Here is a 20,888-nt window from a genome sequence, read left to right as displayed (position 1 = left end):
GGTTTCATGATGAGCATCCCACTCGAACAGCCACCCTCTCAGGCAAATACCGACCGGCAGCTGACGACGCCATTGCGGACATTGGCGAATGTCGCCAATCTAAATCGCGTGGAGTTGTTACGAGAGTTTGTCAGCCCGAAGGGTGAAAGGAAGATCCGGCTTTATGAGAGGCCGGATGGCTTTTTCGAGTATGAGGAATTTTTTGAAGCATTCGATGACATCGCGGGGACCTATTGGTCTCCCGGTTATCAGTCAGGAATGTTCGAAAGCGAAAGTGCTGTCATCAGTGAACTTGAAGCGACGGTCCCTTGGATAAGCGCCGAAGGCTGAATGTCAGCCTTCCCCCCACTTTGCGCATGTTTCATCGAGTGGACGACGCCCCAGGAGCAGACCGGCTACTCACGACGCCATTGCGGAAATCGCGCTTCAAAGGTCTATTTCGCGATATGAATCATTTTCCGCCCACCGAGATCAGAAATCTCAACGAGTTGGAGGCTTTCGACGCGATGATCGCTTTCATTCGGGCCTATTGGGAATTGCGCGGCAAGACGTCCGACGACATCGCAAACCTGCTTTCAAATATAGACCGCAATGTCTGGGCAAACGGAGTGCCCGGCGATCCTGCATCATGGGGTGACTGGCAAATCGCTGTTTCATCCGTCCTTAGAACCAACGGCAGCTAACCCCCCCCCCATCAGTAGCCGCTTTATCCGAGCTAGCGTTGGGCCAGAAGCGGACCAGCAGGTAACGACGCCGTTGCGGATCTTCGAGACTGCCGTAGGTTAACGCGATGCGACTTCGGGTCAAATCATACTGGTCTTACCTGCAAAAGCGGGCACAGACCTCGAGTAGTCTCGGTGGTCGGTTAGTCGAAATGCAGGTGCAATCTATCCCCTGGTTCATTCCGATCGGGCTGATTGCATTGGTCGGCATCTGGCTTCCAGCGTTCGAGCCTCCACTTTTGTTGCTTATCGCGCTTGGGCTAGCGTCAATCGGCGGGCTACTCTTCGTTTGCTCGGCAATTGCTATGGTGCAAATCGAAGACAGTGTGCGCGGGGAAGCAGACGAGCCCTAACAACAGTTGTCGGCTTTCCCCCCCCCATTAGCTGACTCTCAAGCGCGTGGCGGCTGCCTTCTGTAGCTCAGCGCTTCGGCCACGTGGATGCGACCGACCGTTTTCGCTCCTGCAAGATCGGCGATCGTCCGCGCCACGCGGAGCATGCGTGTGTAGCTGCGCGCTGACAGGCGCATCGCGGTGGCGGCCTGCATCAGCAATTGGCGCCCCGCCTCGTCGGGCCCGGCGAATTCCTCCAGCGCATCGCCATCGAGATCGGCATTGGTGCGCGCGCCGGTGGCCTCGGCGCGCGCGGTCTGGCGAGCGCGTGCCGCCTCCACCCGCGCGGCGACCTCATCGCTGCCCTCGGCAGGCGGGGGCAGGGCCAAATCGGCGGCGCTGACCGGATCGACTTCGACATGCAGATCGATCCGGTCGAGCATCGGGCCCGAAACCTTGCCCTGATAGTCCGCAGCGCAGCGCGGCGCGCGGCTGCAGGCAAGCGCGGGATCGCCCAGATGCCCGCAGCGGCACGGGTTCATCGCCGCGATCAGCTGGACATTGGCGGGGAAGGTCACATGCGCATTGGCGCGCGCGACATCGACCTTGCCGGTTTCGAGCGGCTGGCGCAGCGAATCGAGCACCGCGCGCTGGAACTCGGGCAATTCGTCGAGGAACAGCACGCCCAGATGCGCGAGGCTCACCTCGCCCGGTTTCACCCGCAACCCCCCGCCGGTGAGCGCGGCCATGCTCGCCGAATGGTGCGGCGCGCGAAAGGGGCGTGTGCGGCTGATGCGGCCTTCTTCCAGCGTGCCGGCGACCGATTGGACCATGCTTACCTCGAGCGCTTCGGCAGGGGAAAGCGGCGGGAGGATCCCGGGAAGGCAGCTTGCGAGCAGGCTCTTGCCCGCGCCCGGCGGTCCGATCATCAGCAGATTGTGCCCGCCGGCTGCGGCGATTTCGAGCGCGCGCTTGGCGGTCTCCTGCCCCTTGACCTGCTTGAGGTCGCCGCCGCTCGGTTCGTTCTCGACCACGCCGGGCTCGGGCTCGGGCAGGCGCTGCGTGCCCTTGAGATGGTTCAGCAGGCTGGCAAGGTCGGGCGCGGCGCAGACCGGAACCTCGCTCGCCCAGCGGGCTTCGGAACCCTGGGCCCTGGGGCAGATCAGACCGACCTCGGCCTCGCTCGCATGGATCGCCGCCAGCAATACGCCGGGCGAGGGCACGATTCGCGCATCCAGCGCCAGTTCGCCCACCGCGATCCAGTCCCCCAATTGCTCGGCATCGGTGACGCCCATCGCCGCGAGCAGTGCCAGCGCGATCGGCAAATCGTAATGGCTGCCTTCCTTGGGAAGGTCCGCCGGTGAAAGGTTGATCGTGATCCGCTTGGGCGGCAGCGCGAGGCCCATGCTCGAGAGCGCGGCGCGCACGCGCTCCTTGCTTTCGCCAACCGCCTTGTCCGCCAGGCCGACGATGTTGAACTTGGGCAGCCCGGGGGCGACCGAGCACTGCACCTCCACGCTGCGCGCCTCGAGCCCCAGATAGGCCACCGTTTTGACCAGTGCGACCAGCGTTAACCCCCACTCCGTGATCGTACGGAGGGATGCCTCGAAAGGCGCGGTTTGTCGAGGGTAAAGAGCCTCCGACGTGGAGCAAAGGAACATGGTTAACAGCGAGTTATCCAAACCTGTTGGGCGGCTGGAAAGTGGCCGGGCGGCAAATGATCGGCATGTTTCGACAAGCCGCAATCCTGCTTTCCGCCATCGGGTCGCTCTTCGCAGCGCCCGTTTCCGCACAATCGCTGACGCTCGTCAATCTGCCGGTCGTCTACGTTTCCAGTCCGATCGTGCAGCAGACGCACCAGGGCCGGGCCATCGCTCCCGTCCCGGCGGTCCGACCGACGACGCAGCCGCAAGACCGGCGCCAGCAGCTCGCCGCCGTGCGTCCACAGACCTATACTCCTGCCGCGCTGCCGGTGTGGAAGGCCCCCGCCTATATCGACCGCCGCTTCCGCGATTATAATCGCGGGTTGGCCCAATATGGCCCGTTCCGCGTGCTCGACGAGCGCCGCGTGGCGCTCGTGGGCGAGACCGATGCCGCAACTCCCGGCTATTTCCGTGCGATGATGCGCGCCTTTCCCGGGCTCGAGCAGCTCGACATGGTCGAATGCCCCGGCACGCGCGACGATCGCGCGAACCTCAAGGTCGGCCGCATGATCCGGGAAGCGCGTCTCGTCACGCATGTCCCGACGATCGGTTCGGTACGCTCGGGCGCAGTCGAACTCTTCTTCGCCGGCGTCGAGCGCGACATCGCCCAGGGCGCCGAGTTCGCCGTGCATAGCTGGATGGATGCCTATGGCCGCGAGGCTGAGGATTTCTCGATGAATGCACCGGAAAATCGCCAGTATCTCGACTACTATCGCGAGATGGGCATGAGCGCGGAACAGGCGCGTGCCTTCTACGACTTCACCAATTCGGTGCCGCACCACCGCGCATTGTGGCTGGGCGCGAGCGAGATGCGTCGCTGGACCGGTCGCCCGCAGCAGGCCAAGACGCCTGTCCAGCGCAAGCCTGCACGGCCTGCTCCGACGCTGGCCTATGCCAACGTCACCTTTTCCTGACGCATCGTCGGGCTTGACCTCGGGGCCGGTTTCGCTTAGGCGCGCGGCCCTGTAGGCGGTCGCTTCGAGAAGCGGCCCTTTTTGTTGGTGCGAATCGCTCGGGCCGACAGCCAACCGAATTCTTTTGTAAGGACGATCCGATGAAGCGGACATTCCAGCCCTCGAACCTCGTGCGCGCCCGCCGTCACGGTTTCTTCGCACGCAAGGCCACCCCGGGTGGTCGCAAGGTCCTGCGCGCCCGCCGCGCCCGCGGCCGCAAGAACCTCTGCGCGTGATGTGACCCGTCGCGCCTGAAGCGCGGCGACTATCACTGCGATGCAAGCGGGCTCCCATCGGGGGCCCGTTTTGCGTATCCGGTAACCATGCACCCCTCGCTCTCCGTCATTCGCAAGCGCAGCGATTTCCTCGCCGCGAATCGCGGGCTGCGGGTCGCGCGGCCCGGCTTCGTACTGCTCACCCGACCCAATGACGGGGAGGGCAAGCGCTACGGCATCACCGTCACGAAGAAGATCGGCAATGCAGTCGTCCGCAACCGGATGAAGCGGCGCTTTCGCGAACTGCTGTGGGCGGCGCTGCCCGAACATGGGCTGCCCGACCACGATCATATCCTGATCGGGCGCGAAGGCGGGGTCGAGCGCGATTTCGCGGCCCTGCGCGAGGAGCTCGCCGCCGCGCTCGCCCACGCTGCCGAAGGCAAGGGCGACCGCGCCCGCACACCCCGCCACCGGCGGAGCCGGCGCGCATGAAGTATCCGCTGATCTGGATCGCGCGGCTGTGGCAGCTCGGCCCGAGCCGCATCCTGCCGCCCACCTGCCGCTATTCCCCATCCTGCAGCCAGTATGCGATCGAAGCCTTGAGCAAATACGGCGCGATCAAGGGTGGATGGATGGCATTGAAGCGTATATTGCGCTGCAATCCCTGGGGCGGCCACGGCCACGACCCGGTGCCTTAGGCTCCAGAACTTGACTGTCTTGACAGGCTAAGACACCGCCCCAAATTCAACATTCGACCGGACAAAGACGGGACCGACCTTGGACAACCAGCGTAACCTGATCCTCGCCATTGCGCTCTCCTTCCTGCTGCTGCTGGGCTGGACATCGGCGATGGACTATTTCTACCCGCAGCCTGAACAGGCGCTGGTCGAAGACCGGGCGGACACGCCGCGCGAACAGGCCAGCCAGGCGGCTGCGCAGCGCGCGCGTACCGGCGGGCTGGCCGATCCGGCTATCGAGGCCAGTCGGGTGGTCGATCTCGACAGCGCGCTTGCCAGTGCCGAGCGCGTGCGGATCGACGCCCCGCGCGTCGCCGGCTCGATCAACCTGCGCGGCGGGGTGATCGACGATATCGTGCTCAAGGGCTATAACGAGAACACCCGGGACGACAGCGAGCCGGTGCGCATCTTCGCGCCCAGCGGCACGCCCGAACAGCAATATGCGCAGTTCGGCTGGGTCGGCTCGAACCTCCAGGTGCCCGGCCCGCAGACGCTGTGGGAAGCCGATGGCGAGGTCCTGACCGCCGAAACTCCCGTCACGCTCACGCATGACAATGGCGAGGGGCTGACTTTCTCGATCCGCTATTCGATCGACGACCAATATATGGTCACCGCAGAACAGTCCGTGGCCAATTCGGGCGGCAACCCGGTGGTCGTCCAGCCGTTCGGCCTCGTCAACCGCACCAGCCGCACCGCCAGCGAGGATCTGTGGATCGCCCATTCGGGCCCCATCGGCGTATTCGGCGACAGCGCAGAATACGATGTCGATTACGACGATCTCGACGAGGACCAGCGGATCTCCCCCGAGGGGCGCACGAGCTGGGCAGGCTTCACCGACATCTACTGGCTCGCCGCGCTCGTCCCGCAGGACGATAGCGCGCCCGACACCACTTTCCGCGCGATGGGCGATGAAACCTACCGCGCCGACATGATCTACGAAGCGACCACCGTTCCCGCGGGCAATGCGCTCACCGTGACCTCGCGCCTTTATGCCGGCGCCAAGGAAAGCGTCGTCCTCGACAGCTATGAAGACGCCGGCCTGCAGAAATTCGGCCTCGCGATCGACTGGGGCTGGTTCCGCTGGTTCGAAAAGCCGATGCTGTGGCTGCTGCGCACGATTTACGACGCGGTGGGCAATTTCGGCATCGCGATCATCGGCCTGACCTTCATCGTGCGCGGGCTGATGTTCCCGATCGCGCAGAAGGGCTTCGCTTCCATGGCCGAGATGAAGGCGATCCAGCCGAAGATGAAAGCCGTCCAGGAGAAATACAAGGACGACAAACAGAAGCAGCAGCAGGAGATCATGGAGCTGTACAAGCGCGAGAAGGTGAACCCGGTTGCGGGCTGCCTGCCGATGCTGCTGCAGATCCCGGTGTTCTTCGCACTCTACAAGGTGCTCTACCTCGCGATCGAGATGCGCCACCGCGAGTTCCTTTGGATCGAAGACCTCTCCGCGCCGGATCCGGCCAACCTCGCCAATGCGCTGTCCATGGTCGGCATCCAGGTGCCCGGCTGGCTGATGATTATCTTCGGTCTCGGCGTGCTCGCCGTGCTGCTCGGCTTCACCATGTGGCTGACCTTCAAGCTGAACCCCAGCCAGATGGACCCTATGCAGCAGAAGATCTTCGACATCATGCCGTGGATCCTGATGTTCGTGATGGCGCCGTTTGCCGCCGGCCTGCTGCTCTACTGGGTCACCTCGAACATCCTCACGCTCGCCCAGCAGAAGTACCTCTATTCGAAGCACCCGCAGCTGCGCGCTTCGATCGAGGAGGAAAAGAAAAAGAAGGCGGCCGAAGCGGCCGAGGCCAACTGATCCACCAAACCTCCGTTCGTGTCGAGCGGAGGCCTCAGGCCGTGGTCGGGATAGGAGTCCCGACTGCGCTCGACACGAACGGACAAGGTATGGACGAGCAGGAAGAAGCAGAACGCCGGGAACTGGAGCGGCGGGCGAACAAGCTGTTCTCGGGGCGGGTGGAGTTCCTCCTCTCGGCCCCGCAGCTGAAATTCCTGCCCGAACCGACCGTGCCCGAAATCGCCTTTTGCGGGCGTTCCAACGTGGGCAAGAGCTCGCTGCTCAATGCGCTGACGAACCGCAAGGCGATCGCGCGCACCTCGGTCACGCCGGGCCGCACGCAGGAACTCAATTTCTTCGAGATCGGCGACCCCACGCTGTTCCGCCTCGTCGACATGCCCGGCTACGGCTTCGCCAAGGCGCCGGTAAAGGTCGTCGAGAAGTGGAAGAATCTCGTGAAGACCTATCTGCGCGGCCGACCCGTGCTGGCCCGCACTTTGGTGCTGGTCGACGGACGCCACGGCCCCAAGGACGTCGACCGCGAGATGATGAAGATGCTCGACGAGGCGGCCGTCGGCTACCGTGTCGTGCTGACCAAGGCCGACAAGATGAAGGCGAGCGAACTCGCCAAGGTGATCGAGGCGACCGAAGCCGAAGCCCGCAAGCACGTCGCCGCCTATCCCGAAATCCACGTGACCAGCGCGGAGAAAGGCATGGGGATCGGCGAGCTAAGGGCTGCGGTGCTGGCGGACGCGGGGGTTTAGGCCGGGTCAGCTTTCAGGCTCGTCGTCTCGCGAGGCGACTGACCGGAATTGTATGGGAAGTGGACGGTCTGGTTTTCGTCAAAAATAGCGGACGTTAGCCAGCGTAGTGCACCATGATGATCGAGCCAATTGCTGCTGGCACATTGTACGCTGCATGAAGAATGACGGCAGGGGCCAATCCAAGCCTGACCCGCGCGTAACCCCAAATCAGACCGCACGCGATCAATGGGAGTGTCGCGAACAAAGCAATGACTAGAGAGCTCGCGGCGTAGTTCTGAAAGTGGAGAGTGCCAAAGGCGACCGCCTGCGCATAGAAGATGATTGGGAATACTCGATCGAAACCGATGATGCGGCGATCATAATCAAGCGGTGAGAAAGCGAAAAAGATCGCACTTGCGCCAGTCACGAGGATGAGAGGTTTAATCGCACTACCTTCCGCAAGGTAAGGGTCGAGAAGCGCAGACCCACCATAAATCGCTGTCAGGCCGAACGCCGAAGCGAGCGCGGACCGCCATGTGCCAGAAAGCCATCCACGAAAGATGATTTCTTCGACAAGTGGGCCGAGTATGACCACCAACAGAAGAACCGACCAGATCGAGCCGCTAAGTGCTTCGTTAAGCTGTTCTCCGGTTGTCAGATCAGTCGCCAATATCACTGGCAGTGCGAGGACGCCGAAGATCATTGTGGTCATTATTGACAGAATGAATAGGCCAATGCCTGTCCAAGCCTTCTCGCGGATCGATAGCTCAACTACGCTTCCAACGTCTGGCCGACGAAGGAAAGCGATGAACTCAGAAACCGTGAGACTGAATGACCTTGCAGCCCGGGTGACGTTCTGGGTGAGCATTTCCTTTCGTAGCGCGACAGCAATTATCGCGCCACCTGCCGCTTCCGCCTAACGGTCTGCTATTGGGGAAACGGCTTGGCTCCCCGTACGTCCGCAAACGGGTCGTTAGCGGACAGTCGGCCTGCAACGCGCCTACCTCGCAAACAGCATCGCATCGTTCGCAAATGCCTTCATCTCCAGCGCGTTGCCGCTGGGGTCGCGGAAGAACATCGTGGCCTGTTCGCCGGGCTGGCCCTTGAAGCGGATCGTCGGCGGTATTGCGAATTTGACGCCCGCTGCCTGAAGCCGGTCGGCCAGCGCCTGCCAGTCCTCCATCGCCAGCACGATGCCGAAATGCGGCACCGGCACGCCGTGGCCGTCGACATGGTTGCTGGCCCGGTCGCCAGCCTGCCCGGGCGCCAGGTGCGCGACGATCTGGTGGCCGTAGAAGTCGAAATCGATCCACTCGTCCGACGAACGCCCCTCGGCGCAGCCCATGGTCTCGCCGTAGAAGCGGCGCGCTGCGGCGAGGTCGTCGACGGGGAAAGCAAGGTGGAAGGGGCGCAGGCTCATGCCTGGCAACCTAGGCCAGCGCTTTTCGTTTTCCTACAGCACAATGCGCGTGCCAGCCTGCTGCCATGCTGCCCGATCTGTCACCCGAGGACGCCCGCGCCATAATGGACGATTTTATCGCTGGACTGCGGTCCACGCGGTCCACTGTTCAGCATCGACAGCGGAAGGATGAACGCCTAACGACCGACTCGAACGGCAAGGGGCACCGCATGAAACTGATCATCGGCAACAAGAATTACTCGAGCTGGAGCCTGCGCGGCTGGCTGGCGGCCAAGCAGTCGGGCCTGTCGTTCGAGGAGATCACCGTCCCGATGTTCGGCGAGGCGTGGAACGAGCTCAAGGCGAGCGATGGCGGCACGCAGCCCTCCAGCGGCAAGGTCCCGATCCTTTGGGACGACGAGGCGGTGGTGTGGGACAGCCTCGCGATCCTCGAATATCTGGGCGACAAGGTCGGGCGCGATCGCTTCTGGCCCAAGGACGAGGTGGCGCGCGGCATGGCGCGATCGATGGTCGCCGAAATGCACTCCTCCTACCAGGCGCTGCGCAGCGAATGCCCGATGAATGTGCGCAAGCGCTTCGACGGGTTCGAGCCCAGCGAGGCGTGCAAGGCGGACATATTGCGCATCCTCGGCCTGTGGGCGGAAGCGCGCAGCCGGTTCGGCAACGGCGGGCCGTTCCTGTTCGGCACTTTCGGCGCGGCGGACGTCTTCTTCGCCCCGGTAGTGTCACGGTTCATCAGCTACCAGATCCCGGTTCCCGGATTCGCCGCCGCCTATATGCAGGCGGTGTGGGAGCACGAGTGGATGCAGGCGTGGATAGAGGCATCGGAAAACGAAGAATGGGTCATCGAACAATACGAAACCATTGCCTGAGCGCATTTGCGGCGCTGGCCGCGCTGCTGCTGCCCGCGCAGGCGCAGGCTTGGGGGTTCTACGCGCATCGGGTGACCGCCGAGATCGCGGAGGCAAACCTGCGCCCCGAAACGCGCGCCGAGATTGGGCGATTGCTCGAGGCGGCCCCGCTGCTGGGGACGCCCGATTGCGCTCTGGACAGCCTTGCCGACGCTTCGGTCTGGGCCGATTGCGTGCGCCGCGATCGCGACCGCTGGGGCTATACCGCGCAGTGGCACTACAAGACCGCGCCGATCTGCGAGGAGTATTCCGCCTTCGCCAATTGCCCCGGCGGGGCCTGCGTCAACGGTCAGATCGAGCGCGCGATGACCGTGCTTTCCCGGCGCAACCTGCCCGACAATGTGCGGCTCGAAGCGCTGGCGTGGCTGGTCCATTTCACCGGCGACATCCACATGCCGCTGCATTCGGGCGATAAGGACGATCGCGGCGGCAACGACCGCGAGACCGATTACGGCATCGTACCCTCGCTCAACCTGCACTGGATCTGGGACGGCCCCATGGCCGAGCGCGCGATAACCTCCGCGCAGCCGGCGCTGGTGCGCCGCTACGACAGCGTCGAACGCGCCGCGCTGGCTGGCGGCACCCCTGCCGACTGGGGGCGCGAAAGCTGGCAGCTCTCGCGCGAGCTGGTCTATCCCACCGCTTTCGACACGGACGATCCGTGCGCGGGGGACCTGCCCGGCAAGACCGCGCTGAGGCAGGAGGACATCGTGGCGCAACTGCCCGCGCTGCGCCGCCGCGTGCAGCAGGCCGGCTTGCGCATTGCCGATTTGCTCGACGAGGCGCTGGGTCCCGCCCAAGCATCGGAGCGCGGCGTTCGCTCCTTCCGCGCCCCACCGCGCGGAGGCGACTAGCGATCTCAGGGGATACGCTTGCTCGGGTAGCGCGTGCCATCCTTGCGCGCGTAGCCGTCGGGATCGAAGACCATGTCGATATCGGGATATTCGCCCGAATCGCGGTCCTTGTCGCCCGCGCTGACCGCCACGAAGATGCAGTCCGCGTCCGACCGGTTGTGAAGCCGGTGGCCGTTCTCGACGCCCGCCGCCCAGGCGAGCACATCGCCGGGGCGGACAACGGTCTCGCCCTCGTTCTCGATCAGCACTGCCTCGCCTGCGATCATCACCAGCAGCTCGTCCTCGAGCCGGTGCCAGTGGCGCTGCGAGGAATAGGCGCCCGGCTTCAGCACGACATGGCTCGCCCCCATCTGTGTCAGGCCGGCAGCGGGCGCGAGGCGGCGATACCAGCGGCCCGCGACATCGGCGTCGAAGGGCGCGGGATACCCCGTGGCATTGGTCTGGGGAATGGCATCGAGATCGAGCTTGGGCATTGTCGCGCACTCCTGCTAGCGGGGCAAGGATGACCGAAGTTCTCGACCTCGCCAAGCGGCTGATCGCCGCGCCCAGCGTGACCCCGGCGACGGGCCCGGTGTTCGATGCGATGGAGGCGATGCTCGCCCCGCTGGGTTTCGAGGTAACGCGGTTCAAACGCGGTGAGGGGGAGGAAGGTTCGCCCGAGGCCCCGGTCGAGAACCTGTTCGCGATCCGCAGCGGACCCGAAGGATCGAAGCACTTTGCCTTCGCCGGGCATCTCGACGTTGTGCCCCCAGGCAGCGGCTGGGCGAGCGAGCCCTTCGAACCCGCACAGCGCGGCGAACTGCTCTATGGACGCGGCGCGGTCGACATGAAGGGATCGATCGCCTGCATGGTCGATGCGGTGGCGAAGGTGCCTGCCGATGCCGGGACGATCAGCTTCATCATCACCGGCGACGAGGAAGGCCCCGCGCTGCACGGCACGCGCGCGCTGATCGATTTCATGCGCGAACACGGCCACCAGCCCGACCTGTGCCTGGTCGGCGAACCGACCTCGGTGAACCGGCTCGGCGACATGATGAAGATCGGGCGGCGCGGTTCGGTCAATATCTGGCTCGAGGTCGATGGGACGCAGGGCCATGTCGCCTATCCGCATCTGGCCGACAATCCGATCCCCAAGCTCGTCGCCATGCTCGCCGAACTCGACGCGCTGGTGCTCGACGAGGGGACCGATTGGTTTCAGCCCTCCAATCTCGAGATCACGGACCTCGAGGTTGGGAACATGGCGCACAACGTCATCCCCGCGAAAGCCGAAGCGCGCATCTCGATCCGCTTCAACGACCGACATTCGGGCGCCTCGTTGTCGGAGAAGGTGGGCGCGATCGCGGAGAAGCACGGCGGCGTGGCCAAGCCGATCATCTCGGGCGAGCCTTTCCTCACCCCGCCGGGCGAATTCAGCGACATCATCGCCGCCGCCGTCAAGGCCGAGACGGGGATCGACCCCGAACCTTCGACCAGCGGCGGTACCTCGGATGCGCGGTTCCTGCGCGCAATGTGTCCGGTGATCGAATTCGGCCTGTGCAACGCGACCATGCACAAGCGCGACGAGGCGGTGGCAGTGGCGGACCTGTCGACGCTGAGCCGCATATACGCGCGGATTGCGCGCGATTGCCTTGCAACCTAGATCGCCGTCGCCCCGGCCTTTCGAGCCGGGGTCGGGCTTCTTCTTGAAACCTTGCACTGCGCCGCAGGGAAGCACGACTCCGGATCGGGTCCGGGGTGACGATTGTGGGGGTAGGCGGTGTTGGTGCTTCCCTTCCCGCGGCTCATTGCGTAGCCATGCCGCAATCACGGGAGAGGACACCGCATGCTGAAGACCTGGTTCGCAATTCCGCTGTGGCAGCGCGTTATCGGTGCGCTGGTCCTCGGCATCATTGTCGGCTTCGCGTGGGGGCCGGGGGCGGAAAGCATCAAGATCATCGGCGATGTCTTCATTGCCTTCATCAAGATGCTGGTGGTCCCGCTGATCTTCTTCAGCCTGGTCGCGGGCGTCGCGGCGATCGGCGACTTGCGCAAGCTCGGCAATGTCGGCTGGCGCGCGCTGCTGCTGTTCGTCGTCACCGGGCAGATTGCGGTGTGGCTGGGCCTGGGCCTAGGCACGGTGTTCCAGCCCGGCATCGGGCTCGACACCAGCGCGATCGAGATGGGCGAGGTGCCCGAGCCGGCGGTCACCACCTGGCGCGACATGGTGCTGGGCATGGTCCCGCAAAGCCCGGTGCAGGTGATGGCGGACGTCAACGTGCTGCCGCTGATCATCTTCTCGCTGCTGATCGGCATCGGGATCCTGATGGCCAAGGAGGATGGCGCACCCGCCCAACGCATCTTCGATTCGGGCGCGGTGGTGATGCAGAAGGTCACCATCGTGGTGATGGAACTCACCCCCTTCGGCGTGTTCGCGCTGATGGCCTGGGTGGCCGGCACTCTGGGGGTTCCGGCGCTGCTCGCGCTCGGCCAGCTGGTCGCGCTGGTCTATGGCGGCTGCCTGCTGCTGATCCTGCTGATGTATGCGGGAATCGTGAAGTTCCTGGCCAGGCTGCCGGTGGTCGATTTCTTCCGCGGGATCGTCGATGCGATGGCGGTCGCCTATTCGACCGCCAGCTCCAATGCGACGCTGCCGGTGACGATGCGCTGCGTCGAGCGCAATCTGGGCGTCAGCCGCTCGGTCACCAGCTTCACCACCTCCTTGGGCGCGACGATCAACATGGACGGGACCGCGATGTATCTCGGCCTCGCCACACTGTTCGGCGCGCAGATCTTCGGGGTCGACCTCTCGACCGGCGACTATGTGACCATCGCGGTGCTCGCGACGGTCGGCTCGATCGGCGCTGCGGGCATTCCCGGCGCGGGGCTGATCATGATGGCGGCGATCTTCACCGCGGTCGAAGTGCCGCTGGAAACCATCGCCTTCGTCGCCGGGGTCGACCGGATCATGGACATGATGCGCACCGCCACCAACGTCACCGGCGATGCCACAGTGGCGACCACGGTGGGCGTGATGACCGGCGAAATCGACACCGCCGAGATGGTCTCGGCGGACGATGTGTGAGGATGCATTGGAGGCCGGGGAGATTAGCGCCTAGCCCTCCCCCTCCTCCACATATTCGACCGGCACGAAATCACCGAGGCTGCACCCGGCGCCGCGTTGGACCTGGCCGCCAAAGTCCTCGAGCACGTAGATGATTTCGGTGCTGCAGAGTTGGCTGGTCGGCGTCTCGTAAATGAAGGCGCGCTCGAAACCCAGGCGCGGGCAGCCGATCTCGAGCGTGCTGCGATACACCCTGTTCCCGGTCATCTCGAAATCGATCACGTAATCGCTACGCACGCGAGAGTTGCGGATGAGGTTGCGGTTGATGCAGTTCCGGGGTTCGCCCACCACGCGCACCGGCGGAGCGTCGGCGGCGGGATCGAAATCGGCATCGCTCTCCATCGGAGCGCAGGCGGCGAGTGCGGCGGTGGCGGTCAGCAGGATGAAGGTGCGGGTCATAATGCGTCTCCTCTCGACGGCACGATACCACGTCCCTGCAATCAAATCCGCTAGTTATGCGCGTCCCTTCGGCTTCTCGGTGACCTTCTTGCGATAGCTGCACAGGTCGACAACCTTGCACCGCCAGCATTCGGGCGTCCTGGCCTTGCACACGTACCGCCCGTGCAGGATCAGCCAGTGATGCGCGCCTAGCCTGAACGGCTGGGGCACACGCTTTTCGAGCTTGGCCTCGACCTGTTCGGGCGTCTTGCCCTTGGCAAGCCCGGTGCGGTTGCCGACGCGCAGGATATGCGTGTCGACCGCGAAGGTTTCCTGCCCGAACCAGCAATTGAGCACGACATTGGCGGTCTTGCGGCCGACGCCGGGCAGCCGCACGAGGTCCTCGCGGGTGTCGGGCACCTCGCCGCCATATTCGTCGACGAGCAATTGCGAGAGCGCGATGACGTTCTTCGCCTTGGAATTGAACAGGCCGATGGTCTTGATGTGCTGTTTGAGGCCCTCCTCGCCGAGGTCCAGCATCTGCTGCGGTGTCTCGACCTTGCGAAACAGTGCGCGGGTGGCCTTGTTGACCCCCACGTCGGTCGCCTGGGCGCTCAGCGCCACCGCCACCACCAGCTGATAGGCATTGCCGTACTCCAATTCGGTCTCGGGCGCGGGATTGTCCTCCGCCAGCCGCCGGAAGAACTCGAAAATCTGGTCTTTGGTCATGAGGTCAAGGTCATAGGTCGGTCTTGGTCTCGATCTCTTCGAGCGCCCTCTTCATCGCCTCGCGCCGGCGCTGCATCGCATCGGAAAAAGCCGCCGCGACGATGCCGGTGGGCAGTGCCACCAGCAGAACCCCGCCGATCGCGACCAGCATGCCGATCAGGCGCCCGGCGGTGGTGACAGGATAGACGTCGCCATATCCTACCGTGGTCAGCGTGATCACCGCCCACCACAGCGCGCGGGGGATCGAGCCGAAGGCCTTGGGTTGGATCGACCCTTCGATCCAGTAGAGCCCCGCCGCGCCGAGCAGCACCAGCACGAAGGCCAGCGTTGCGCAGACCAGCAAGTCGTAACTGCGCTCCTTCAGCGCGCCCGCAATTTCGCGCATCGCAGCCGAAAAACGGCTGAACTTGAGGATCGAAACGATCCTGAGCAGGCGGATCACGCGCAGCACGGCGGCATTGGCGACGAAGAAAGGCGCAAGGCTGACGACGACCACCAGCAGGTCGATCAGCCCGATGGGCGAAATCATGAAGCGCCAGCGCTTGCCCCAGTCGCTGCCCTTACCCTCGCGCTCGGGCGCGGCATAGACGCGCGCCACATACTCGATCAGGAAGATCATCCCGAAGACGAATTCGGCGAGCAGGATTTCGCGCTGGTAGGGCACGCGGATTATCGGTTCGGTAGCGATGATGCCCACGCCCAGCGCGGCGAGGATCGTCCACACCACCAAAATGTTGAGCCCGGTCAGCTTGCCGTTCGGCCAGGAGCCGACGTGCAATTGATGGTGAAGGCGCTCGCGCAGGGTCATGACGTCAGATGCCCAGCACCTTGTCCATCGTATAGCGTCCGGCCTTTCGGCCGATCAGCCACTCCGCCGCGCGCACCGCACCGCGCGCGAAGATGCTGCGGTTCTCGGCGCTGTGGGCAAGGGTGATGCGTTCTTCTTCGCCGGCGAGGATCACGCTGTGCTCGCCCGCCACGGTCCCGCCGCGCAGCGCGGCGAAGCCGATCGCGCCCTCTGTCCGCGCGCCGGTGTGCCCGTCGCGCCCGCGTTCCGAATGCCCCGCCAGCTCGATCCCGCGACCGCTGGCGGCCGCTTCGCCGAGCAGCAGCGCCGTGCCGCTGGGTGCGTCGACCTTGCGGCGATGATGCATCTCCACGATTTCGATGTCCCAATCGGGACCGAGCCGTGAAGCCGCCTCGCGCACCAGATGGGCGAGTAACGTCACACCCAGCGAGGTATTGCCCGTCTGGAGCACGGGTACAACACGCGCGGCTTCGTCGATCGAGCTGTGATTTTTGTCTTCCAGACCGGTGGTGCCGATCACGATCGGGATTCCCGCACCTATTGCGGCGTGCAGGTTGGCACACAGCGCGGCCGGGGCGGAGAAGTCGACCAGAACATCGCTTGCATCGGCCAGGCCGGCCGCATCGCCGCCTTTGTCGATGCCCCCTGCCAGCGTGTGCGTGCTCGCCGCGATCACTTCATCCAGCGCTTGCCCCATCGCGCCCTTGCTTCCGATAACTCCGATCCGCGCCATTGGGTCTCCCTGCCCGGGCTGGTTCATGGCCCCATTTGACCTGTCCCGTTGCATCGCTACTTGAGGGCAATGGCCGATATACGCAACATCGTGATCCTGACCGGCGCGGGGATTTCCGCCGAAAGCGGCATCGATACCTTCCGCGACGCGGGCGGCTTGTGGGAACAGCACAAGGTAGAGGACGTCGCCACGCCCGAAGCCTTCGAACGCGATCCCGACCTCGTGCTGCGTTTTTACGACAAGCGCCGCGAAGCGATCCAGACGAAGCAGCCCAATACCGCGCACAAGGCTTTGGCGCGGCTCGACGAGGAGTGGGCCAGGAAGCCGGGACACGAGCTGCTGATCGTCACTCAGAATGTCGACGATCTGCACGAACGTGCCGGTGCGGGCCGCGTGCTGCACATGCATGGCACGCATCTCAACGCCTGGTGCACGGCCTGCGATGTGCGGACGCCCTGGAACGGCCCGCTGATCGAGCGCCCGCCATGCCCGGCATGCGGGACGAGCGCGCTCCGCCCCGATGTCGTGTGGTTCGGAGAGATGCCCTACGAGATGGAGCGGATTTATTCGGCGCTGCGCGAGGCCGACCTGTTCGTCTCGATCGGTACTTCCGGCGCCGTCTATCCTGCCGCGGGCTTCGTGCAGGAGGCGCGGTCGATGCGCATCCGCACGCTCGAACTCAACCTCGAAGCGAGCATGGGTTCGCGCTGGTTCCACGAATCGCGCCACGGCCCCGCGACCGAGGTGGTGCCGCAATGGGTGGAGGAGATTCTAGGCGGCTGAGCCGCAGGTCTTGCAGGCCGGATCCTTGGCGATGGTGAAGCTGCGCATGCCGGGCTTCAATCCGTCGAGCAGGTGGACGCGGCCCCAGTCGGCCTCGCCCAGTGCGCTAACCCCGTCGAGCAGCACGCGCACCGCCTGCATGGCGGCGAAAGTGGCGACCCAGCCGGCCATCGCGCCGAGCATGCCGTCTTCCGCGCAGGTATCGCAATCCTCGGCATCGAAGGCATCGCCGACGAAACAGCGATAACAGGCTTCGCCCGCAAGGTGGCCGGCGAAAGCGCCGACCTGCCCCTGAAAGCGCCCGACCGCGGCAGAGAGCAGCGGCACGCGTTCGGCGACGCAGGCATCGGACACGGCCAGCCGCGTGGCGAAATTATCGGTTCCGTCGAGCACCAGATCGGCCCCGACCACCAGGTCGTGCGCATTGGCGGCGGTGATCCGCCGGTCGCTGATCTGCACCTCGAGTTCGGGATCGAAGCCGGTCACCCAGCGCTTCGCGATCACCGCCTTGCCATGCCCGACATCGCGCGCGTTGAAGAGGGTTTGACGCTGGAGATTGCTCGTATCGACACGGTCGTCATCGACCAGCGTCAGCCTGCCGATCCCGGCGCCCGCGAGATATTGCAGCGCAGGCGAACCGATCCCGCCGAGCCCGACCAGCACCAGATGCTTGTCCGCCAGCGCGACCTGACCCGCGCCGCCGATCTCGGGCAGCACGATGTGGCGCGCAAAGCGGTCGAGGCGGTCGGGAGACAAGCTCATGGAAAGGCTGTTGAAGAATTGTGAGTCAGCTGTCGAGAACCAACTTGACGGTCACAGCCCTAGAAAATTTCGTCGCCCGGCCAATCGGGGTCTAAATGTACTGACTCATCCTTCGAGTGAACGTCGATCCCATTGTGGCCCATTTGTTCCCTTCGGAACAGGTCATAGAGTTCCCACTTTAAAGCATCGAGATCCGCCCCTGCGCTCGCTTCAATACTGTAGCATGCAGTCGCTTTGGAATCGCACCAAACCGAGTGCAGTTGCAGCCTAGCTGTAAACGATAAACCCTTGATGATCTCTTTGATGTCTTCGATCTCATCGAGCAGATTGTAGCGGCTGCTAATCTCGATGTTCAGATACATCTGATCGAGATTTGCATTCTGCCTCATCACTCAGCTTTCGAGCTGCCTCAGCAGGCTGCGCACATCGCCGTCCATATCGGCATCGCGCTGGCGCAGGTCTTCGATCAGCCGCACCGCGTGGATAACGGTCGAATGGTCGCGCCCGCCGAACTTGCGTCCGATTTCCGGATAGCTGCGCGGGGTGAGCACCTTCGAAAGATACATCGCCACCTGCCGCGGGCGGACCACCGCGCGCGCGCGGCGCTTGGAGCTCATCTCGCTGCGATCGATGCGGTAGAACTGGCACACGGTGCGCTGGATCTCGTCGATGGTGATCCGGCGGCGATTGGCCGAGAGGATGTCGGTCAGCTGTTCCTCGGCCAGCTGGAGCGAGACTTCCTGCCCGGTCAGCTGCGCATAGGCGATAAGCTTGTTGAGGCCGCCGACCAGCTCGCGCACATTGCGCGTGATCGTGCGGGCGAGGAAGTCGAGCACGTCGTCCGGCACGTCGAGCGGAGCGAAGCGCGTCAGCTTGGAGGTGAGAATCTTCTTGCGCAGCTCGATATCCGCGGCCTGGATATCGGCGACGAGGCCCATCGAGAGGCGCGACAGGAGCCGCGGCTCGACCCCGTCGAGCGCCTGCGGTGCGCGATCGGCGGCGAAGACCAGTCGCTTGCCCTCGGCGAGCAGCGCATCGATCGTGTAGAGCAGTTCTTCCTGCGCCGATGCCTTGCCGATGATGAACTGGATATCGTCGACCAGCAGCAGGTCGAAGCTGCGCAGGCGGGCCTTGAATTCGAGCATCTGGTTGGCTTTGAGCGCCTGCACGAATTCGACCATGAAGCGCTCGGCGCTGCAGTAGAAAATGCGGCTGCGGGGATGGGCCTGCAGGAAGCTGTGGCCGATCGCATGCAGCAAGTGCGTCTTGCCCTGGCCGGTCGCGGCCTTGAGGTAGAGCGGCGAGAACTGCGGCTTCTCGGTCGCGCCCATGCGCTGCGCGGCATTGAAGGCGAGCACATTGGCTTCACCGGTGATGAAGGCGGCAAAGGTCAGCGACGGGTCGAGACCGACCGAACTGGTGAAGCCCGTGTCACCCAGCGTATCGGCGCCGATCGCCATCATCGACGTGTCCGCGCCGTCATTGGCCGGACGGCGACCGTTCGAATGCAGCCGCAAATCGGCGACCTGACGGCGACCCGGATGGACCTGGATGCGCACGTCGCGCACTTCGCTGCGCGCGATCTTCCAAGCCAGGCTCAGCCGGTCGGCAAAGCGGTCCTTGACCCAATTGGCGCTGAATTCGGTCGGCAGAAACAGGTCGAGCGTGCCCGTGTCCTTGTCGATCCCGCCGACCTGGATCGGTTTGATCCACTGGCTATGAAGCTGGTGACCGAGATCTTTTCGCAGTCCCTGGCTTATATCGGACCAGTCCGCTGCCAGGTTCACTGCTTCTTGATCTTCCATGAAATCGTCCTGTGACTGCCGCGCCCCATTTTCCGATGCCTTGCGCATTCTCTTGAATCCCCCGGTCGGCGTCTCGCGACGCTTCGATTTTCCATCTGCGGCAAGGCCGGGCACAGCGTGGCCCGGCTCCGGATTCGGTGCGTCCGGAGATTTCCTCACTCATTCGATTTTCTAAGAGCCCGGGCTGTCCCGCCCCGAGCCGAGATGCATTGTGTAAGTCGCTCGCCGGATGAGTCGCAAGGGGGATAACTGCAAAAAATATGAAATATAGTTGTTGACTCGGTTGTAAGCCGCAGGCTGCCGTACAAGTCAATGAAATCGCGCCACTTACCAGAATTTGCGCACGCGAATCGTGAGAAACCCGTACTTTATGTTACAGCGGTGTTTCCGGCCCGTATCGAAAAGCAACTGGATTACGACAAAAGGGCCGCCGGTCGAACCGGCGGCCCCGAATTTTTCAGTAAAGCCGGCCTGAGACCGGTGAAGGATCAGAGAGCGGCGACGCGCTTGGTCAGGCGGCTCATCTTACGCGCTGCCGTGTTCTTGTGCATCACGCCACGGGCCACACCGCGGGCCAGTTCGGGCTGCGCGGATTTGAGCGCGGACTGAGCGCCGTCCTTGTCACCGCCTTCGATCGCGACTTCCACCTTCTTGAGGAAATTGCGGATGCGGCTCATTCGGGCGCCGTTAATTTCGGCCCGGCGGGCGTTGCGGCGGATGCGCTTCTTGGCTTGCGGCGTGTTGGCCATAAACGTTCTCGGGTCTGTCCTCGTCAGGCCGCACAATTCGCGCGGCGGAAAATGTCTGTAATGCGTGCGAAAGGGCGGCATGGGCCGCCGGAAAGCGGCGCACTTAGCCCTATGGCCCCGAATCGTCAAGCAATTCGTCGTCGGGGAAGTGGAACCGCGTGCATCGGCTCCGGTTGGGCCTATATGGGGCGCTCTACTGGAAAGGACAAGGCGTGCGCGACAAGCCCGAAAAGACCGATGCCGAATGGCGCGAGAGACTGACGCCCGAGCAGTACCACATCCTGCGCGAAGCCGGCACCGAACGGGCCTTCACCGGGAAATACGACAAGCATTACGATCCGGGCGAGTATTATTGCGCGGGCTGCGGGCAGAAGCTGTTCGAAAGCGACGACAAATACAACAGTGGCTGCGGCTGGCCGGCCTTCACCGCGCCGGCCGAGGGCGAGGTGGTGGACGAGCATCGCGATACTTCGCACGGGATGATTCGCACCGAGGTCACCTGTTCGAATTGCGGGGGCCATCTGGGCCATGTCTTCCCAGACGGACCGCGCGATCGCGGCGGCATGCGCTACTGTATCAACTCGGCCGCGCTCGATTTCGAGCCGGAGGATCGCGCGGAGTAAATTCGGTCCGTCCCGTTCACACGCGGTTAGACC

The 20,888-nt window shown here is 64.0% G+C and carries 26 protein-coding genes; 14 read left to right on the top strand and 12 right to left on the bottom strand.

From position 1 onward, the window contains the following. Positions 1 to 6: 6 nt before the first annotated feature. Both ASS64_RS13355 and ASS64_RS13350 read left to right on the top strand, forming a co-directional pair. Positions 7 to 330, top strand: a complete 324-nt coding sequence (locus ASS64_RS13355) for a hypothetical protein (protein WP_067695522.1) — start codon at positions 7 to 9, stop codon at positions 328 to 330. A 116-nt stretch (positions 331 to 446) separates the two neighbouring features. After that, the gene (locus tag ASS64_RS13350; RefSeq protein WP_067695519.1) at positions 447 to 683 is read left to right on the top strand and encodes a hypothetical protein; all 237 of its coding nucleotides are present in this window, start codon (positions 447 to 449) and stop codon (positions 681 to 683) included. A gap of 430 nt (positions 684 to 1,113) precedes the next feature. On the opposite strand, the gene ASS64_RS13340 is transcribed toward ASS64_RS13350, so the two are convergent. Beyond that, positions 1,114 to 2,622: a YifB family Mg chelatase-like AAA ATPase gene (locus ASS64_RS13340; protein WP_067696192.1), complete on the bottom strand. Its 1,509-nt coding sequence runs from the start codon at positions 2,620 to 2,622 to the stop codon at positions 1,114 to 1,116. A gap of 134 nt (positions 2,623 to 2,756) precedes the next feature. Here ASS64_RS13340 and ASS64_RS13335 point away from each other — a divergent pair, with 134 nt between their 5' ends. The 6 genes from ASS64_RS13335 (at position 2,757) to yihA (ending at position 7,221) form a co-directional block, all read left to right on the top strand. Continuing rightward, positions 2,757 to 3,671: a hypothetical protein gene (locus tag ASS64_RS13335; protein ID WP_198147719.1), complete on the top strand. Its 915-nt coding sequence runs from the start codon at positions 2,757 to 2,759 to the stop codon at positions 3,669 to 3,671. 140 nt (positions 3,672 to 3,811) lie between these two features. Next, positions 3,812 to 3,946 (top strand): 50S ribosomal protein L34, encoded by a 135-nt coding sequence (rpmH, locus tag ASS64_RS13330; protein ID WP_006833929.1) that lies wholly within the window; start codon positions 3,812 to 3,814, stop codon positions 3,944 to 3,946. Between the two features lie 87 nt (positions 3,947 to 4,033). Continuing rightward, complete coding sequence (rnpA, locus tag ASS64_RS13325) at positions 4,034 to 4,417, top strand: ribonuclease P protein component (protein ID WP_067695511.1); 384 nt, start codon at positions 4,034 to 4,036, stop codon at positions 4,415 to 4,417. After that, entirely contained in the window at positions 4,414 to 4,623 is a 210-nt protein-coding gene (yidD, locus tag ASS64_RS13320) for a membrane protein insertion efficiency factor YidD (protein WP_067695508.1), read from the top strand. Before rnpA ends, yidD begins: the two co-directional genes overlap by 4 nt. A 79-nt stretch (positions 4,624 to 4,702) precedes the next feature. Continuing rightward, the gene (gene yidC / locus ASS64_RS13315; RefSeq protein ID WP_067695505.1) at positions 4,703 to 6,478 is read left to right on the top strand and encodes a membrane protein insertase YidC; all 1,776 of its coding nucleotides are present in this window, start codon (positions 4,703 to 4,705) and stop codon (positions 6,476 to 6,478) included. An 89-nt stretch (positions 6,479 to 6,567) separates the two neighbouring features. Then, positions 6,568 to 7,221: a ribosome biogenesis GTP-binding protein YihA/YsxC gene (gene yihA, locus ASS64_RS13310; protein ID WP_067695502.1), complete on the top strand. Its 654-nt coding sequence runs from the start codon at positions 6,568 to 6,570 to the stop codon at positions 7,219 to 7,221. Positions 7,222 to 7,315: 94 nt separating this feature from the next. Here yihA and ASS64_RS13305 read toward each other — a convergent pair whose 3' ends face one another. Next, on the bottom strand, positions 7,316 to 7,912 hold the full coding sequence (locus ASS64_RS13305; RefSeq protein WP_198147718.1) for a type II CAAX prenyl endopeptidase Rce1 family protein: 597 nt from the start codon (positions 7,910 to 7,912) through the stop codon (positions 7,316 to 7,318). Between the two features lie 288 nt (positions 7,913 to 8,200). Continuing rightward, the gene (locus tag ASS64_RS13300; RefSeq protein WP_067695496.1) at positions 8,201 to 8,620 is read right to left on the bottom strand and encodes a VOC family protein; all 420 of its coding nucleotides are present in this window, start codon (positions 8,618 to 8,620) and stop codon (positions 8,201 to 8,203) included. 209 nt (positions 8,621 to 8,829) lie between these two features. Between ASS64_RS13300 and ASS64_RS13295 the strand changes: the two genes are divergently transcribed. Continuing rightward, complete coding sequence (locus tag ASS64_RS13295) at positions 8,830 to 9,492, top strand: glutathione S-transferase family protein (RefSeq protein ID WP_067696190.1); 663 nt, start codon at positions 8,830 to 8,832, stop codon at positions 9,490 to 9,492. After that, positions 9,459 to 10,385: a S1/P1 nuclease gene (locus tag ASS64_RS13290; protein WP_067695493.1), complete on the top strand. Its 927-nt coding sequence runs from the start codon at positions 9,459 to 9,461 to the stop codon at positions 10,383 to 10,385. Before ASS64_RS13295 ends, ASS64_RS13290 begins: the two co-directional genes overlap by 34 nt. 5 nt (positions 10,386 to 10,390) lie before the next feature. Here ASS64_RS13290 and ASS64_RS13285 read toward each other — a convergent pair whose 3' ends face one another. Beyond that, the gene (locus tag ASS64_RS13285; RefSeq protein ID WP_067695490.1) at positions 10,391 to 10,858 is read right to left on the bottom strand and encodes a cupin domain-containing protein; all 468 of its coding nucleotides are present in this window, start codon (positions 10,856 to 10,858) and stop codon (positions 10,391 to 10,393) included. Between the two features lie 29 nt (positions 10,859 to 10,887). Between ASS64_RS13285 and dapE the strand changes: the two genes are divergently transcribed. Then, the gene (gene dapE / locus ASS64_RS13280; RefSeq protein ID WP_067695487.1) at positions 10,888 to 12,024 is read left to right on the top strand and encodes a succinyl-diaminopimelate desuccinylase; all 1,137 of its coding nucleotides are present in this window, start codon (positions 10,888 to 10,890) and stop codon (positions 12,022 to 12,024) included. Between the two features lie 183 nt (positions 12,025 to 12,207). After that, on the top strand, positions 12,208 to 13,446 hold the full coding sequence (locus tag ASS64_RS13275; protein WP_067695484.1) for a dicarboxylate/amino acid:cation symporter: 1,239 nt from the start codon (positions 12,208 to 12,210) through the stop codon (positions 13,444 to 13,446). A 30-nt stretch (positions 13,447 to 13,476) separates the two neighbouring features. Here the strand turns inward: ASS64_RS13275 and ASS64_RS13270 are convergent, their stop codons facing one another. From ASS64_RS13270 to dapB, 4 genes are read right to left on the bottom strand one after another with little or no spacing between them, the layout of a single operon-like run. Next, a complete protein-coding gene (locus ASS64_RS13270) occupies positions 13,477 to 13,884 on the bottom strand; it encodes a hypothetical protein (protein WP_067695481.1) in 408 nt (135 codons plus the stop codon). 54 nt (positions 13,885 to 13,938) lie between these two features. Then, positions 13,939 to 14,592: an endonuclease III gene (nth, locus tag ASS64_RS13265; protein ID WP_067695478.1), complete on the bottom strand. Its 654-nt coding sequence runs from the start codon at positions 14,590 to 14,592 to the stop codon at positions 13,939 to 13,941. A gap of 10 nt (positions 14,593 to 14,602) precedes the next feature. Beyond that, a complete protein-coding gene (locus ASS64_RS13260) occupies positions 14,603 to 15,400 on the bottom strand; it encodes an ion transporter (RefSeq protein WP_067695475.1) in 798 nt (265 codons plus the stop codon). Between the two features lie 4 nt (positions 15,401 to 15,404). Further along, positions 15,405 to 16,133 (bottom strand): 4-hydroxy-tetrahydrodipicolinate reductase, encoded by a 729-nt coding sequence (dapB, locus tag ASS64_RS13255; RefSeq protein WP_067695474.1) that lies wholly within the window; start codon positions 16,131 to 16,133, stop codon positions 15,405 to 15,407. Positions 16,134 to 16,202: 69 nt separating this feature from the next. On the opposite strand from dapB, the gene ASS64_RS13250 reads away from it, so the two are divergent. Then, the gene (locus ASS64_RS13250) at positions 16,203 to 16,916 is read left to right on the top strand and encodes an NAD-dependent deacylase (RefSeq protein WP_067695471.1); all 714 of its coding nucleotides are present in this window, start codon (positions 16,203 to 16,205) and stop codon (positions 16,914 to 16,916) included. On the opposite strand, the gene ASS64_RS13245 is transcribed toward ASS64_RS13250, so the two are convergent. From ASS64_RS13245 to rpsT, 4 genes are all read right to left on the bottom strand, one after another. Further along, positions 16,905 to 17,678: a HesA/MoeB/ThiF family protein gene (locus ASS64_RS13245; protein ID WP_198147717.1), complete on the bottom strand. Its 774-nt coding sequence runs from the start codon at positions 17,676 to 17,678 to the stop codon at positions 16,905 to 16,907. The genes ASS64_RS13250 and ASS64_RS13245 overlap by 12 nt on opposite strands. A 59-nt stretch (positions 17,679 to 17,737) precedes the next feature. Next, a complete protein-coding gene (locus tag ASS64_RS13240) occupies positions 17,738 to 18,040 on the bottom strand; it encodes a hypothetical protein (RefSeq protein ID WP_157075194.1) in 303 nt (100 codons plus the stop codon). A gap of 30 nt (positions 18,041 to 18,070) precedes the next feature. Continuing rightward, positions 18,071 to 19,483 (bottom strand): chromosomal replication initiator protein DnaA, encoded by a 1,413-nt coding sequence (gene dnaA / locus ASS64_RS13235; protein WP_234002409.1) that lies wholly within the window; start codon positions 19,481 to 19,483, stop codon positions 18,071 to 18,073. A 488-nt stretch (positions 19,484 to 19,971) separates the two neighbouring features. Further along, positions 19,972 to 20,232: a 30S ribosomal protein S20 gene (rpsT, locus tag ASS64_RS13230; RefSeq protein WP_067695465.1), complete on the bottom strand. Its 261-nt coding sequence runs from the start codon at positions 20,230 to 20,232 to the stop codon at positions 19,972 to 19,974. A gap of 212 nt (positions 20,233 to 20,444) precedes the next feature. Between rpsT and msrB the strand changes: the two genes are divergently transcribed. Continuing rightward, on the top strand, positions 20,445 to 20,855 hold the full coding sequence (gene msrB / locus ASS64_RS13225; RefSeq protein ID WP_067696180.1) for a peptide-methionine (R)-S-oxide reductase MsrB: 411 nt from the start codon (positions 20,445 to 20,447) through the stop codon (positions 20,853 to 20,855). Positions 20,856 to 20,888: the final 33 nt, after the last annotated feature.

The sequence above is a fragment of the Erythrobacter sp. AP23 genome (genome assembly GCF_001542855.1).
GTDB lineage: Bacteria > Pseudomonadota > Alphaproteobacteria > Sphingomonadales > Sphingomonadaceae > Qipengyuania.
Note: the sequence above shows the minus strand (reverse complement) of the source record. Positions and strands in the feature narration are given on the sequence as shown.

Excerpts from the sequence above, each read along its gene's own strand:
- ASS64_RS13295 (WP_067696190.1), top strand. The coding sequence starts at position 8,830 with ATGAAACTGATCATCGGCAACAAGAATTACTCGAGCTGGAGCCTGCGC.
- ASS64_RS13290 (WP_067695493.1), top strand. The coding sequence starts at position 9,459 with ATGGGTCATCGAACAATACGAAACCATTGCCTGAGCGCATTTGCGGCG.
- ASS64_RS13350 (WP_067695519.1), top strand. The coding sequence starts at position 447 with ATGAATCATTTTCCGCCCACCGAGATCAGAAATCTCAACGAGTTGGAG.
- ASS64_RS13270 (WP_067695481.1), bottom strand. The coding sequence starts at position 13,884 with ATGACCCGCACCTTCATCCTGCTGACCGCCACCGCCGCACTCGCCGCC.
- ASS64_RS13300 (WP_067695496.1), bottom strand. The coding sequence starts at position 8,620 with ATGAGCCTGCGCCCCTTCCACCTTGCTTTCCCCGTCGACGACCTCGCC.
- dnaA (WP_234002409.1), bottom strand. The coding sequence starts at position 19,483 with ATGGAAGATCAAGAAGCAGTGAACCTGGCAGCGGACTGGTCCGATATA.
- ASS64_RS13260 (WP_067695475.1), bottom strand. The coding sequence starts at position 15,400 with ATGACCCTGCGCGAGCGCCTTCACCATCAATTGCACGTCGGCTCCTGG.
- ASS64_RS13355 (WP_067695522.1), top strand. The coding sequence starts at position 7 with ATGATGAGCATCCCACTCGAACAGCCACCCTCTCAGGCAAATACCGAC.
- ASS64_RS13250 (WP_067695471.1), top strand. The coding sequence starts at position 16,203 with ATGGCCGATATACGCAACATCGTGATCCTGACCGGCGCGGGGATTTCC.
- yidD (WP_067695508.1), top strand. The coding sequence starts at position 4,414 with ATGAAGTATCCGCTGATCTGGATCGCGCGGCTGTGGCAGCTCGGCCCG.
- ASS64_RS13285 (WP_067695490.1), bottom strand. The coding sequence starts at position 10,858 with ATGCCCAAGCTCGATCTCGATGCCATTCCCCAGACCAATGCCACGGGG.
- dapB (WP_067695474.1), bottom strand. The coding sequence starts at position 16,133 with ATGGCGCGGATCGGAGTTATCGGAAGCAAGGGCGCGATGGGGCAAGCG.
- nth (WP_067695478.1), bottom strand. The coding sequence starts at position 14,592 with ATGACCAAAGACCAGATTTTCGAGTTCTTCCGGCGGCTGGCGGAGGAC.
- ASS64_RS13275 (WP_067695484.1), top strand. The coding sequence starts at position 12,208 with ATGCTGAAGACCTGGTTCGCAATTCCGCTGTGGCAGCGCGTTATCGGT.
- rnpA (WP_067695511.1), top strand. The coding sequence starts at position 4,034 with ATGCACCCCTCGCTCTCCGTCATTCGCAAGCGCAGCGATTTCCTCGCC.
- ASS64_RS13305 (WP_198147718.1), bottom strand. The coding sequence starts at position 7,912 with ATGACCACAATGATCTTCGGCGTCCTCGCACTGCCAGTGATATTGGCG.
- dapE (WP_067695487.1), top strand. The coding sequence starts at position 10,888 with ATGACCGAAGTTCTCGACCTCGCCAAGCGGCTGATCGCCGCGCCCAGC.
- yihA (WP_067695502.1), top strand. The coding sequence starts at position 6,568 with ATGGACGAGCAGGAAGAAGCAGAACGCCGGGAACTGGAGCGGCGGGCG.
- ASS64_RS13240 (WP_157075194.1), bottom strand. The coding sequence starts at position 18,040 with ATGTATCTGAACATCGAGATTAGCAGCCGCTACAATCTGCTCGATGAG.
- rpmH (WP_006833929.1), top strand. The coding sequence starts at position 3,812 with ATGAAGCGGACATTCCAGCCCTCGAACCTCGTGCGCGCCCGCCGTCAC.
- rpsT (WP_067695465.1), bottom strand. The coding sequence starts at position 20,232 with ATGGCCAACACGCCGCAAGCCAAGAAGCGCATCCGCCGCAACGCCCGC.
- ASS64_RS13245 (WP_198147717.1), bottom strand. The coding sequence starts at position 17,678 with ATGAGCTTGTCTCCCGACCGCCTCGACCGCTTTGCGCGCCACATCGTG.